Genomic DNA, 14,856 nt, shown 5'->3' on the forward strand with positions numbered 1-14,856 from the left:
AAAAATTCAAGCAATTGCCCCAAAATCGGCACTTAACCTGATGTTTCTGGCTCAAGCTATGGTATGATCGCGCTAGATTGGTCGATCAAGGGTTTGGGTGTGTTGAAATTACGCCAAATAACCAGCGTTCTCGGAATTTTATGGCAGCCATTGCTCTGTTGGGCAATGGTGTTGCACCTTGGCGTTGGCTGCCCAGTTGGCTGCGTCGTCAACGGGGTTGCCCAAGAACAGTTTGGCCAGCACATTCCACGCAGCGATCAATCAAGCGCCTTGGATTGTCCAAGTCAGCGCGAATTGCTACCGAGCCAATCGCTCGAGCCAAGTACGCCCAGCAACATGGTTGTGCAGTTGGTGGCTTGGTTTCCAATGGTGTTGATTGTGCCTCGGCTCAAGCAAAGCCTTGCAAGCCAGCGCCGCCAATGGCGCATCCCTCGGCAAAAGGCTTGCTCGTATATTATGCTGCCGATCACGCCACCTCCTCGCTCAAGCATTTGAATCCAAATTTATTCGCGATTCAAGTGTTGTTAATGCTGTAAAGCTACAGCGTTTATTGAGGATGTGAACTATGTCAAGCTCAACTCGTTCTGGCAAAGGCCAGCGCCGCAATCAACCAACCCGTTCATTCAAAACATTTTATCTTGGCTTGGGCTTAATCGCTGTTTTGGGAATTGGCTTTGTGCTATTTCAAGCCCTGAGCAAGCCCGCCAGTATCAGCAACACCGGCCCAATGCCCAATCAGGCTGGCCTGAATGCTCCAGTTGGCAAAACTGACGATAATTACTGGTACAAAGGCAAGCCCGATGCACCAGTTAAAGTCGAAATCTACGCCGATTATGAATGCCCCGCCTGCCGTAGCTTGGAAGTTGAATTGGCGCAAGCTAATTTCGATGGCTTGTATGTGGAAACTGGCAAGGTACAAGTGATTTTCCGTGAGTTTCCGCTGAAAACCATCCATAAATCGGCGCAACTCACTGCGGAAATTGCCCGCTGCGCTGGCGATCAAAATTTGTTCTGGCCAATTCACAATGCCTTATTCGATAGCCAAACCCAATGGGCCAAAAGCCTTGGGCCAAAAACCCAAATTATGGCCGCTGTCGAACAGGCTGGCGCTGATCGCCAACAAATCGAAAGCTGCATCGAAGCAGGAACCTATACTAGTGTGATTAACGATGCCTATGCTGCAGCCGTTGAACGTCAATTGCAACAAACGCCAACCGTCTTTGTTGATGGCCAGCAAGTCAATTTCGAAACCGATTTTGCCAAAACCTTGATGGCAGCTGTCGATGCCAAATTGCCAGCCAGCAGCAATAATTAATCATACGCAACGCGAGCGATCCAGTTTTATGGATCGCTCGCGCCAGATTTAGGCTTGTTTGAAGAAACGAATCAGCTCGCGGGCATGCTCCAAAAATTGGCCATCAGTCGAAATTTGGGCCACAGCATGCTCAATCTCGCGGCTAATTTGGCGATGCGAAGCTTCGTTGCTAGTGCTCAAGCTTTGCAGCTCAACTTTTAATTGCTCAATTTGGCGCTCCAATTGCTTGGCATGTTTGACCTGCTGGCTAGCCCATGAATCGGCTTCTTCAAGGTCTAATTGCTCAATTTTAGATTCCAAACTTGCTACTTGATGTTTCAGCAACTGAATATCATCACGCGGAAAGCGCACTTCCTCGTGAATGGTTGCCAAGCGTTGGGCCACATATTCGTAGCCGCGCAACGCAGGGCGCAAACCAGTCAGCAAAATCGCTGCGCCCGCCGCTACATAGCCCACGCTGCTAATATTGCTGGCAGCAATCGTATACAACACGCCTGCCGAAACCAAATGCAACAGAATCGCCCCAACCAATGAGCGTTTGGCAATGCTGGCGGCATAGTGCTGTTGGCTGGCTTGAACGGTAATTCCCCGTTGCTGCGAAATTTCAGCATCAGCTATCACCGTGCGCGCATCAAAATAAATATTCCAAGGAATGATGGTAATCGCCAGCAGCCACCACACGCTGATAATTCCCACCAACCAATCGGTCACATCGCCAGCAGGAATATCAAACCAACGGGTCATGGCAAATAGCAGAATTAAAAGCCCCGTCAAGAGACTACTCATCAGCAAAAAACGGCTAAAACTTGGGCGGCGAGCAGCTATCATGGTCAGACCTCCAGCGCAGTAATCAAGGGTGCTAGCGCTAGTCTAGCAGGCTGCTCGCTGCTCGTAATGCATCATTCGATACACCTGAGGGCGTAGAGGGATCAGGCACGTTGAAACCGCGAAGAACGCGAAGCGCACGAAGGGGCAATGGATAAGGGGTCAGGGGCCAGAAATCATGAAAGGCTTATGTTTACACAGATTCTATTTCTCAGCTGAATATTCCGATAACCCATAGCCCATAGCCATACTTCCTCTGCGTCAGCTATTCGATCCACCAAGGACACGAAGCGCACCAAATGAGGCTATAGACTATTGGCTTTTGGCTATTGATGTTTAGTTTCCAACTAATTTCCCATAGCCCATAGCTGTACTAGTTCATTAGGTTAACCACGGCTTGATCCCCTCACCCCAACCCCTCTCCCACGTGGCGGGCGAGGGACTTTAAACGCGAGGTTCTCCCACAATTGCTTGGCGAAACATGGTCGGCTCCCCCTCGCCCGCGTTCAGTGGGAGAGGGGGTTGGGGGTGAGGGGACATGGTTGCCAACCCAATGAGCTAGTACACATAGCCTATAGCCATGATTCCTCTGCGCCGCTACGTTAAACTTCATCCTTCATAATTTCGTAGCTCTGCGCCGCTGCGTTACACTTCATCCTTCATCCTTCATCCTTCATAATTTCGTGGCTCTGCGCCGCTGCGTTACACTTGGCCGTTTTGACTTTTGACTTTTGGATTCATCCTTAGGCAGCAGGTTTTAGGCGATTTAAGGCCTCGAAAATGAGTGCCATCGCCAATGCTACCACAAACAAATATGTTCCCAGCACTTCAATGCCCATCCAATCGGCAAACAAGCCGAAGCTACTTGCAATCGAAGCCCCGCCCAAGGTTGCGGCGGCAATTTGGAAGCCAATTGTATTGGCCGAGTGGCGTGGCCCCATGCGCACTGGGGTTAAGGCAATGAATGATGGGAACATTGGGGCAAGTGCCAGACCAAGCAAGGCAATCCCAATCACGGTGAGCCAAGGTGCGAGATTCAGCCAGAACAAAACGACCCCTAAAATTGCCACCAGCATACTCAAACGCAACAAACTAACGACGCTCATGCGGCCAACAATCACGCCTGAAAGCAAACGGCCAATGGTTAAGCTGCCCCAATAAATGCTCACCCAAATGCCAGCGATGCCTGCTTCCATGCCCCGCGAGGTTGTTAGCAACGTATACAACCATTGGCCAGCACAAAATTCTAAGCCCGTATACAGAAAGAACAACAGAATATTCAGCCATGTGACTGGTAAGCGCAGGGTTTGCAGCATCGTTGCGCTTGCAACCGGTTCCACCACAGTTTCAGGTTGATTGGTTTGCCACTGTTTGCGGGTGATAGCAAAGGCACTAGCGAGCAACAATTGAGCAATGCCAACCACCACATAGCCAATTCGCCACGATTGATTTGCACTGATAATGCTACTCATAATGACTGGGCCGCTGGCCGCACCCAAACCAAACGAGGCATGCATCCAATTGAGCATGCGTGGATTGAAATTGTCGGCAGCATAGGTGTTCAGGCCAGCATCAATCGCGCCCGCACCCAAACCTGCTAAAATACCCAAACTAGCCATAAATAGCCATGCTGGGGCATAGCCATAGCCCAGCAGGCTCACCGCAGTTGCCAAACAACTGAGCACCAACAGCCAACCAACGCCAATTTTGGCCAAAACTCGCCCGCTGCTGAAGCTCGAAATCAAATAGCCAATTGTGCCGCTGGTAATTAACGCTCCCAGTGCATCAAGCGGCAACCCAAATTCCGCCCGAACCGATGGCCATGCAACTCCTGTTAGGCCGTCAGGCAAGCCTAAACTAATAAATGCTGCATAGGCCAAGCCAACTAAAAGCGTCGAATGCCGCCGAAGCGAAGGTACAGAATATGACACAATTCAACCCCTTGCCTTTCTGAAACGTTTTTTCTGTAACGATTCAGAAGTATAGCATGTATAATACAGCCTGACAATCAGTCCAAAGGAGCAGATCTGTGGCAAACGAGCACGAATCCGCCAAACCGCACCGCATCACAATTAGCACCGTTGCCGCTGCTTTAGGTGTCGCCGTCTCAACTGTTTCCAACGCCTACAATCGGCCCGACCAACTTTCAGCAGAACTGCGCGAACGGGTGCTCGCGGTGGCCGCCGAGCTTGGCTACCCCGGCCCGAATCCTGTGGCCCGCAGTTTACGCCAACAACGGGCTGGCGCGGTCGGAGTTTTGTTCGCTGAACGCTTGCCCTATGCCTTTCGCGACCCAGCAGCCTTGATGGTGCTCGAAGGCATCGCTAGCACGCTTGAGCAAGCCAAACTTGGTTTATTGCTTGTGCCAGGCCGCGACGATGATACAACCACCGTTCAACAGGCCTTGGTCGATGGCTTTATCGTCTATTCGATGATGGACACTGATCCCTTAGTTGAAGCAGCTCTGAAGCGGCGCTTGCCAACGGTGTTGCTTGACCAACCGCCACGGCCCGATGTACCATCAATTATTGTTGATGATGAGGCTGGCGCACGCATGGCAACCGAACATTTATTAAACCTCGGCCATCGCCATTTTGCAATCATCACCGACCGCTTAATCGAGACCCACGTTCGGCCATCACATGCACCGATCAACGTGCAGACGCATAGCGAAGCGACCTTTTTTGTCACCCAATTACGCTTGCAAGGCTATCGCCAGCCACTCGAACAAGCAGGCATTGCCTGGAGCGATGTGCCAATTTACGATTGCAATGATAATAACGAAGCCGATGGCGCAGCCGCAATTCAAATTTTGCTGGCCCACACGCCTCGACCTACTGCAATTCTGTGTTTGACCGATCGCTTGGCCTTGGGCGCAATCACTGGGGCGCAACAAGCTGGCTACAATGTGCCCCAACAGCTTTCAATTGTTGGCTTTGATGATATTCCGCAAGCAACCAGAATCACGCCAGCGCTTACAACTATTCGCCAAGATCACCGCCAAAAGGGCTTATCGGCTGGCCAAGCTTTAATTGAATTGCTCGCAGGCCAAAGCCCAACCAGCTATCAACGGCTGGCAGTCGAGCTTGTGGTGCGCGATTCAACGGCAGCAATTTAACCAAAAAGCCCTGCTCCTTCGTTTCAAGGAGCAGGGCAAAACTTGGAATAGCACTCATTATTCGAGTGGCAAGCCCGTCATTGGATCAAACAAACCACGGCGTGCTTCAGGATTTGCAGGGCGAGCTTCGGCTGGCTTTTTACCACCCTCTGAATAGCTGTCATTATTCAAGCCGCTGTAGGCGCGGTCAATAAATGGGCGAATCAAGTCGATTGGCAATGGGAAGACCAATGTCGAGTTCTTTTCCACTGCAATTTCGGTCAAGGTTTGCAAATAGCGCAATTGCAAGGTGACTGGCTCGCGTGAAATCACATCGGCAGCTTCTGCCAAGCGTTTTGAAGCTTGGAACTCACCATCGGCGTGAATGATTTTGGCACGTTTTTCACGTTCGGCTTCAGCTTGTTTTGCCATTGCCCGTTGCATTGATTGAGGCAATTCAACGTCTTTGACTTCAACAATATTGACTTTGATGCCCCAAGGCTCCGTTTGTTCGTCGATAATTTGTTGCAAACGATGGTTAATTTGCTCACGTTGTGAAAGCATTTCATCAAGCTCAAATTGACCAACAACTGAACGCAAGGTTGTTTGGGCAATTTGCATGGTCGCGCGAATGTAATCCATCACGTTAACCACCGCCTTGCCTGGATCAATCACCAAGAAGTACAGTACCGCATTAACCCGAATGGTCACGTTATCGCGGGTAATAACTTCTTGGGCCGGCACGTCCATCGTAATCACCCGGGTGTCGATGCGGAACATGCGCTCAAGCATGGGAATCACGAAGAACAACCCAGGCCCGCGCACGCCAACCAAGCGACCCAAACGAAAAATGACCCCTTTTTCATATTCAGGAATAATTTTGATTGCCGAAATCAAAAAGAAAAATAAGATCACGGCAATGAAAATCAAGGCAATACCGCCAAACTCACCCATTGTACTTACCTCCGCGCATTAGCGCCCACTATGCGCCACACGACGCACAATCAAGGTTAATCCTTCTAAACCAACAATTTCAGCCTGATCACCAACGGTCAAGGCATCGTCCGAACGGGCTTGCCACAAGGCTCCATCAACAAAAACCATGCCTTCAGGTGCAACCGCTGAGCGAACTTTAGCAATCGTGCCAATCAGGCGTTCGCCACCAGCGCCCCGCCCAACGAGCTTGCTGCGCCGGATAATCCAAAGGCTTAGCCCAATGATCACTGCCAAACCAACGCTCAGCCCAGTGATTAAGGCCCGTGAGACGATAATCCCTGGGGCTTCTGCTGGATCAACCAGCAACAACGCGCCAATCACGAATGAAGCCAAACCGCCAACTGTCAAAGCTCCGTGCGCTGTTGCAAAAATATCAACTGCAAACAGCACAAAAGCTAAGATCAGCAGCACAACCCCAACCGTATTCAGCGGCAACACGCTCAGGCCATACAAGCCCAAACAGATCGAAATAACGCCCAAAAAGCCACCTACACCTAAACCTGGGTTGGCCGCCTCGAAATAAATTCCTAGGCTACCCAAACTAATCAGCATCGTGGCAATGGTTGGGTCGCCCAAGAAATGCAAGAGGCGTTCGAGCCATGTCATTTCGATTGCTTGAAAGGCACTGGCTTGGGTTTGCAAGGTAACTTGCGTACCATTAGCCAAATTAACTTGGCGACCATTCAGTTGACGCAATAAATCAGCATCATCTTGGGCAATCAGGTTGATCACGCCCCGTTCGAGCGCTTCGCTGCTGCCAATCGAAACACTTTGGCGCACCGCTTGTTCAGCCCACTCAGGGTCGCGGCCATTCGATTTGGCCCAAGTGGTGATGCGCGCAACAGCATCGTTGGTAATTTTATCGCGCAGATCACCATCAATATCCGAGCCACTACCGTCGACTGGATGAGCCGCCCCAATGTTGGTGTTGGGCGACATTGCTGCAATGTGGGCAGCGTAGGTAATGAAAACTCCTGCCGAGCCTGCATTCGCTCCCTGCGGCGTAACATACACAATCACTGGCAGTTTGGCATTGAGCAAGGTCTCGCCAATTTGCCAGGTTGAAGATGTCAGGCCACCTGGAGTATTGAGCTTGATAACTAAGCCTTGGCAAGCTTGCCGCTCTGCTTGAATCACGCTCCGTTGTAGATAATCGGCAACCGCAGGGTTGATAATGCCGCTGACGGAAGCCATACACAGCGCATTATCCGCTGCTGCATAACTAAAGCTTGGCAGTGTTACCAAACTAAGCCAAACAATTAACGCTACTATTCGAAGCTGTCTCATCGTACCTCCCTTGGCGATGCCATACAGCCTATACGAGGCAACCTGCAAAATGATGCAATGGTTCTGGCTGTATTGTAGCAGGCTTCGCAAGGGCTGCGTCAAATGGCAAGATTAAAGAGATTAAACATTCTCATACAATCTTCATTTTAAACAGCGAACTCTAGATACCCGCAAAGCCGCAACCTGCGGTATACTTAGGGGGTTCTCACTGTGCTGGTTAGCCGTATCGTACACAATTCTATTCACTTATTAAGCTACATGCATCAATGAAAAAAGCTTTTTTGCTCTTTTGGGTGACGATGCTCTCAATTCTGGCCTGTGGGATAGCAATTTACTATCTTCCTGCCACCGAAGCAGTCACTCCCTCGAATTCACATCCTGAACGCACTGCTGCAACTCCTGCCGAGTTTGATGCGCCACCGACGCTTTCGATGCTGACCTCAAGCGAATGGGTTTTTCCTGATCGCGCCAAAATTGGCAGCGTTGAGATTGGTGGCCTCAACGAAGATCAAGCCCTAACTGCACTCCAAGCTGCCTATCCCAATGCCACGCTCAGCTTAACCAACCCAAACTTGCTTGAACCAATCGAACTGAGCATGCGCCAACTTGGCTATCAACATGATTTTAGCCAAGCACTGCTCGATGCCCGCGATCTGGCCGACAAGCAAATTCCAGTACGCTTGGCAATCAATAGCAGCTTCGATCAGCAATTGCTCGATCAAACATTTGCTAAAATTGAGCAAGCAATTGCAATCTCGCCAACGGTTGGCTACGATCGCGAACGCTCAGCGTTTGTGCTCACTCCAGGCTTAACCCTTGATCGCACCGCCCTGTTAGCCGAAATTAGCCAAACCTTGCAGCTCAGCCAAACCCTGTTGATTCCAACTCAAGTTGTAACCAATAATCTGCAAGCCAGCCCCGAACAGCTAACGGCGACGTTGGCTGAACGCGAAGCTGAATGGGATGGTGTGTTTGGTATTTCAGTCTACGATATTAAAAACGAGCAATGGTACGATTATCGCGGCGATACGGTCTTCTCAGGCATGAGCGTGCTGAAAATTCCGATTCTGTTGCAATCGTTCATGAGCCGCGAACGCTTCACTGACGATCAATATGCCATGATCGATCTGATGATTGGCGATAGCGATAATGATGCCTCCAACGATTTGCTGGCCATGATTGGCGATGGCGATGGCTTAGAAGGCGCAAAAATCCTCGACCAAACTTTGACGGATATTCTAGGATTAGAATATACAACCTTGGCAGCACCGTTTGAGTCGATCGATTATCTTTCGCTGGTGCAAGGCGTAGAAGTGCCGAAACGCGGCCAAGAAGGCGCACAGCCGTATACCAATGCCGACCCCTATGTGCGTTCGTCGCCACGCGAAATGGCCCAAGTGGTTTGGGCAATTGTCGAATGTAGCCAAGGCCATGGGGTGTTGCTCGCCATGGAAGATACGTTGCTCAACGTCGAACGCTGTAACGAAATTCTCGCCATTCTCAGCCGCAATCGCGATACCAACAAAATTGTGGCGGGCGTGCCTGAAGGTAGTTTTGTGGCCCACAAGAGCGGCTGGGTCGATGATGCGCGAGCAGATGCAGGCTACGTGCGCGACCCCAACGGCGATGAATATATTGTAAGTATGTGGATTTGGCAGGATACCGATTTTATTGAAACGCCGGTTTCCGACCCCTTACTCGCTGATATTTCGCGGATCATCTATACTGCACGCCATCCCCAAATTCGCTAGTCGTTGTTTGGAAAGGGTCATAGGGATGCTTGGAACAGAACCACTGTACATCGAACAGTTGAAGGTTGAAGCCGAACGCTTGCAGCGCCGTTTTGAGCAAGCAAGCGATGTCGATGAGTTTATTCGGGTCAGCCAAGAAGCCAGCCGTCGAATTGCGGTGCTGGCCCCAATTGCCAGCATCATTCAGCGCTATATGCTGATTTCGGAGTTGGCGCACCGCGAATACGAAGCCCAAAAGCCGCAAACTACCGAAGCGTAGCCGAGGCATACTGGTGCAGCAATAGCGGCTCACTCGCCTCCTCAACCAGCTGCAAAAAGAGTGGCACAAGCGCAGGGTCAAAATGGCTGCCTGCCAAACTTGCAATATGTTCGCGAATCCGTTCGACCGGCCAGCCCAAGCGGTATGGTCGGTCGGAACGCAAGGCATCCCACACATCAGCCAAGGCAAAAATTCGCGCCGCTAAGGGAATTTCGGTACCTTGTAATCCCCGCGGATAGCCACTGCCATCCCATTTTTCATGGTGACAATAGGGAATATCTAGCGCTGGCTGCAAATAATGAATTGGCCGCAGCAAATCATAGGCATAGGTTGGGTGTTTTTGCATCACCAGCCATTCTTCGTTGGTCAATGGGCCTGGCTTATGTAAAATCGCATCGGGAATGCCCATTTTGCCAATATCGTGCAGCAACGCGCCACGCCAAATTTGCACCAAATCGTCACCAGTAATCCCTAAAGCCTCGGCAATGCGCACGGTCATTTCGGTCACGCGCTTGCTATGACCTTCAGTTTCTTTATCGCGCAAGTCCAACGCCCGCGACCACGCCTCGATCCCAGCATTATAAGCATCGATAATTTCTTGATTCAAGCGCTCGACTTGGCGGCGTTCGTCTTGCAAACGGCGGTAGCGATTCAGGCGTGTTATCGTTTGCAAACGGGTTTTGATTTCAAGGCTATCAATCGGCTTGCTCAGAAAATCGTCGGCCCCCGCGCGCAAGCCCTGCAAGCGCGATTCGCGATCATCCAAGGCGGTTACCATCACCACCGGAATTTCGGCCAACAACGGATTGGCGCGAATTTGGCGACAAACTTCAAAGCCATCCATATCAGGCATCATTACGTCAAGTAGAATGGTATCTGGCAAAAGTTCCAAGGCTTTGGCAATTCCAGTGATGCCATTTTCGGCAAAAACCAGCTCATAGCCTTCGCCTTGCAAAACTGCATTCATACTTGCTCGCGCAACGGCGAGATCGTCAATGATCAAAATGGTAGCAGCAGAATTCACGATCAAGCCTCCTTTGATGGATTGCACAAACCATTGATTAATCGTTCAAGCTCGACTAAATTTAATGGTTTATATAAAACGGTGTCAGCATGCTCGGCAATATGTTGATGTTCAATAATTGCAAGCGCACTCAAGGCAATTATTGGCAGATCACGGTAGTGTTTATGGCGACGAATTGTGCTAATCATCTGAATCGCATCACCACCAGCCAATTGTAAATCGAGCACCAACAAATCGATTGCTTGATTGGCAATGGCCTCATAAACATCGTGTTGATTATAGACAAGCGTTACTTCCCAGCCAAATTCACTCAAAAAATCACGAATCAACAGGCTATTAGCTAAATTATCGGCAGCAAAGAGAATTTGCTTTGAACTATTAACTGGCAATTTCTGGACCATCTGATACGCTGAATCAATATATTGCAGCGTATTGAATAAACGCTGTTGATTCATTGGTTGATACATACAATGCCAATGCTCAGGAAGCGTCATATCGAGCTTGAAATCTTGATCACAAAATAAAATCACCGGATGATTATTTGTTTGCTGGCGGAATTGCTCAAAAATTTGCTGTGATAAGCCGATTTGGCGCAGATCGTAGAGAATTGCTTGGTTAGCAGCCTGCAAATATGGTTGCAAATCGAAATAGGGCTTGCAGAAACGAACATCCCAACCTAATTGCTCAGCGTAGGCCACCAATTGAATATTAAGCGTGCGATCTTCAGTCACAGCTAAGAGCATTGGCTGTTGAACTGGCTCAAGCGCAGATTGATCGATGCCATACCATGGCAAAATTAGGCGGAATTGACTGCCAACCCCAACCTCGCTTTGCAATTCAACGCGACCGCCATGTAAGTTGGCCATGTGATATACCAATGCTAAACCTAAGCCAGTTCCAGCATATTGGCGCGATAATTTGCTATCAAGCTGCGAAAAAGGCCGAAAAAGCTTAGGAATATCGTGAGTATTGATCCCAATTCCTGTATCCCAAACAGTTAATTCAACCTGACGTAATTGACTATTAAGCTTGACACTTAGCCCAATTCGGCCACCATTTGGCGTAAACTTCACTGCATTGCTCAATAAATTGACCAACATCTGCTTTAATCGGCGTGAATCTGCACAAATTAATGCATCTTCGGCACATGGCTCATACAATAATTCAAGCTGTTTGTTATGGGCTAATTTTTGCACCATCCGAATGCTTGCTTGGCAGATTTCGTCGATAATCATGGTTTGATAATTAATCGTCAGCTTGCCTGCTTCAATTTTAGAAAGATCAAGAATATCGTTGATCAGATCCAGCAAGTGGCGGCTATTTTCATCGATCTGGCTGAGGGCTTGGGCTTGCTCTTGGTTCAAAGCGCCATATTGCTCGTAGCGCAGGGCCTCGCTAAAGGCCAAAATACCGGTCAACGGGGTGCGCAATTCATGGCTCATGCTGGCCAGAAATTCATCTTTGAGCCGCGCTGCTTTGGCTAATTCGGCGTTGGCGATGCTTAATTCATCGGTTTGTTGCTGGAGCCGCTGCTCAATCCGCTTGCGCTCGGTAATATTGCGAATCACCATCACAACCTCATCACCGCCACTCGGCGCAATTCGTGCCTCAAACACATTGTTACCCTTGGGCAAGCTCAGTTCATACTCAACATTTTGGGTGCTATTGGTTTCAATCGCCCGTTGGGTAGCGCTCAAAATATTAACTATTTGAGGCTGAGGCAATTGATTGTTGGCATTTGCGCCGATCATCGCATCTTGGGGCAAAAAGAGATCGGATGGATCGTTGGTGTGATAATCCAAAATTTCGCCCTTGCCAGTAAAGCGAATCATTAAATCGGGCATGGCGGCGAGCAAAGCGCGATTTTTGGCTTCGCTCTGGCGCAGTTGCATTTCGGCTTGTTTACGTTGAAACAGCGTGCCCAATTGGGTTGCTATGACCGAAATCAAGCGGCTGGTGCGTTCGTTATCGGCACCTTTGCTACTACGGAAAAATTCAAGGATAGCCACAACTTGATCGTTGGCCAAAATTGGCACAACCACCGCCGATTGCAAGCCAACCTGCTGCGCCAATTCATAGCCACGCTGGCTGAGATTCCATTCGGCCCAATATTGCTGCTCAAGCAAATACTGCGCTGATTGTTTGGTTTGCCAGACGCGCCCAGCCATCCCAGCGCCTTGGGGCAATTCCAAGTTTTGCATATACTGATAAAAATGCTGAAAGCGCTCGTTGCTGCTCCAACGAATTGGCGCTAAGGCAAGATAGTCTTGATTAGCATTTGGAACCCAAGCCACGCTCAGATCCCAGCCAATCGCGGCGCAAATATTACGCAACACTACTTCGAGCGCGCTGTTGAAATCGGCGGCCTCGCTCACCGAGCGGGTTGTGCGATAGAGCAAATGAAATTCTTCTTCGGAGCGTTTGCGCGCGGCGATATTATTGCCAATCAGCAAAAAGCCCTCTAAAACATCTGCATTCAAGAGTGGCGTAATAGTTAATTCGACTGGAAAGCGCGAGCCTGAGCGATGTATCGCTTGCCATTCGTGTGGCTCGGAAATGCCGCGTCGGGCCTCGGCCAACAAAATATCCAAATCGGAGTAGAAGAAACCTTGATTACGATGTTGCTCCATTTCCCAGCGATAGGTCAAATCGGAGCGATCGAATAATTTGGTAGGGAAAGGGCGACCCAATAACTCGGATTCTTGATAGCCAAACTCAAATTCGGCAGCTTGATTGAAGCCGCGTACCACGCCGCCTGGATCGAGCGAAATAATAATGGAGGGTGCGTGTTGAATCATAGTGCGCTGAAATCGATACGATTGAGCTAACTCTTGGGTTCGTTCGATAACACGTTGTTCAAGCTGCTCATTCAATTGACGAATTTGTTGCTCTTGCAATTTGCGTTCGGTAATATCGCTGGCTACGCCAAGCAACTGGGCTACGCTCCCATCGGCATTGGTGGTAAAGGGGGTGATACGCAGGGCAAAATAGCGGTATGGGCCTTCAGGTGAGCGTAAACGACACTCAAAATCCAGAATTAATGGCTGACCATCGTTAGCTACTATACTACCTCGTAGAGCCTGATGGATGCTAGCCTGATCGTCAGGGTGGAAGAGAGACCGAATAGTACTAATATCTGTAGGATCAATATTAAAGCTTTTAAACCACTGGCGACTAACCTCATTGGTATAGATAATCGAGGCAGAATCGCGGTCGTAGATAAATAATTGCGATGGCAAGGTATCAGCAATTTTCTGGATAAAATGTTGATTATCTTGGGCCGCAGTTTCAGCTTTTTTCAAGGCACTGAGATCATCGGTAATGCCAACAAAGCCACACAGCACGCCATCCTCAATCACTGGCGAAATACGCAAGCGTAGCCAGATTAATTGATTCATGTTGGTATTCATGCGGACGGTTTGGTCAAACAAAACAGCGGGAATCGGCAGTTGCTTGACTAACAGCGCTAAATCGAGCCAAAAACTCGTGCTATTTGAGAGATCGGTTGGGTGCAAAAATTCCATCCAGGCATCGCCGAGCACCGCTTCGAGCTTAACTTCGAGCATCTGCAAGAGCGCGGTGTTGGCATAGACACATTGGCCCTCGGTATCGCAGAAGAACACGCCATAGGGCGCAGCTTCGTTGATTGCACGATAGCGGGCTTCGTTACTGCGCAACATCACTTCGGCCAAGCGACGGCTGCTACTATCGCGGCCCGAAATATTAACTCCCTGCACCACCCGTTGCGCATCGAGGATTGGCGCAAAATGAAATTCGTAATAGCGGGTTGCGCCAGCATATTGATGCACAAATTCTTGGGCAAATGCTTCGCCCTGCAAGGCGCGGCGATAGGCATCATTCCACGGTTTGGCAATTGCTTTGGGCAGTTGCAACATGCTGATCGGCTGGCCTAACTCAATGTGTTGGTCGTACCATTGATGCAAATATTCATGAAACGTGCGATTACTCATAATCAAATGATAATTGGTATCAATCGACCAAATCAGGCTCTCGGTATGATCAATCAAGGCTTGGAGTTTGGCAGTATGGCCACGGACGTGCTGCAATTCGGCCTCTAGCAGGCGCACTTGCTGGGTTAATTGCAACTCCAGCAACGATTCATTGGCATAACAGGTCATAACAGCAATTTCCTCAACACGCTCTTGAAGCATTTTACATACGCCAAGCAAAGCAAGCGTGCATTTCTGTCGCTAGAGTACGGTTGAGAACCAACGGAGAACCTTACGAATTGATAGCCATGAAAACGATTTCAGTCCTATTTAGGCTAGTGCTCACAGGGTA

General features: G+C 49.5%; 11 protein-coding genes. 5 read left to right on the forward strand and 6 right to left on the reverse strand.

The genetic code is table 11. From position 1 onward, the window contains the following. Positions 1–63 precede the first annotated feature (63 nt). Positions 64–495, forward strand: coding sequence for a hypothetical protein (locus ACFMKP_RS15020; protein WP_382292764.1), 432 nt, complete (start codon positions 64–66; stop codon positions 493–495). A gap of 70 nt (positions 496–565) precedes the next feature. After that, positions 566–1,315: a DsbA family protein gene (locus tag ACFMKP_RS15025; protein WP_382292765.1), complete on the forward strand. Its 750-nt coding sequence runs from the start codon at positions 566–568 to the stop codon at positions 1,313–1,315. A 48-nt stretch (positions 1,316–1,363) separates the two neighbouring features. On the opposite strand, the gene ACFMKP_RS15030 is transcribed toward ACFMKP_RS15025, so the two are convergent. Beyond that, entirely contained in the window at positions 1,364–2,143 is a 780-nt protein-coding gene (locus ACFMKP_RS15030; RefSeq protein ID WP_382292766.1) for a hypothetical protein, read from the reverse strand. A gap of 740 nt (positions 2,144–2,883) precedes the next feature. Continuing rightward, entirely contained in the window at positions 2,884–4,071 is a 1,188-nt protein-coding gene (locus ACFMKP_RS15035; protein ID WP_382292767.1) for an MFS transporter, read from the reverse strand. A gap of 98 nt (positions 4,072–4,169) precedes the next feature. Here ACFMKP_RS15035 and ACFMKP_RS15040 point away from each other — a divergent pair, with 98 nt between their 5' ends. Continuing rightward, positions 4,170–5,258, forward strand: coding sequence for a LacI family DNA-binding transcriptional regulator (locus ACFMKP_RS15040; RefSeq protein WP_382292768.1), 1,089 nt, complete (start codon positions 4,170–4,172; stop codon positions 5,256–5,258). 57 nt (positions 5,259–5,315) lie between these two features. Here the strand turns inward: ACFMKP_RS15040 and ACFMKP_RS15045 are convergent, their stop codons facing one another. Beyond that, complete coding sequence (locus ACFMKP_RS15045) at positions 5,316–6,191, reverse strand: slipin family protein (protein ID WP_382292769.1); 876 nt, start codon at positions 6,189–6,191, stop codon at positions 5,316–5,318. 18 nt (positions 6,192–6,209) lie between these two features. Further along, positions 6,210–7,520, reverse strand: a complete 1,311-nt coding sequence (locus ACFMKP_RS15050) for a nodulation protein NfeD (RefSeq protein WP_382292770.1) — start codon at positions 7,518–7,520, stop codon at positions 6,210–6,212. Positions 7,521–7,786: 266 nt separating this feature from the next. Here ACFMKP_RS15050 and ACFMKP_RS15055 point away from each other — a divergent pair, with 266 nt between their 5' ends. Continuing rightward, positions 7,787–9,271, forward strand: coding sequence for a serine hydrolase (locus ACFMKP_RS15055; protein WP_382292771.1), 1,485 nt, complete (start codon positions 7,787–7,789; stop codon positions 9,269–9,271). A 25-nt stretch (positions 9,272–9,296) separates the two neighbouring features. Next, complete coding sequence (locus ACFMKP_RS15060; protein WP_054533149.1) at positions 9,297–9,530, forward strand: hypothetical protein; 234 nt, start codon at positions 9,297–9,299, stop codon at positions 9,528–9,530. Here ACFMKP_RS15060 and ACFMKP_RS15065 read toward each other — a convergent pair. Then, the gene (locus tag ACFMKP_RS15065; RefSeq protein ID WP_382292772.1) at positions 9,517–10,554 is read right to left on the reverse strand and encodes an HD domain-containing phosphohydrolase; all 1,038 of its coding nucleotides are present in this window, start codon (positions 10,552–10,554) and stop codon (positions 9,517–9,519) included. The genes ACFMKP_RS15060 and ACFMKP_RS15065 overlap by 14 nt on opposite strands. 2 nt (positions 10,555–10,556) lie before the next feature. Continuing rightward, positions 10,557–14,693 carry a PAS domain S-box protein gene (locus ACFMKP_RS15070; protein ID WP_382292773.1) on the reverse strand — a complete coding sequence of 1,379 codons (4,137 nt, stop codon included), beginning with the start codon at positions 14,691–14,693 and terminating at the stop codon, positions 10,557–10,559. Positions 14,694–14,856: the final 163 nt, after the last annotated feature.

Source organism: Herpetosiphon sp. NSE202 (assembly GCF_042688385.1).
Taxonomy (GTDB): domain Bacteria; phylum Chloroflexota; class Chloroflexia; order Chloroflexales; family Herpetosiphonaceae; genus Herpetosiphon.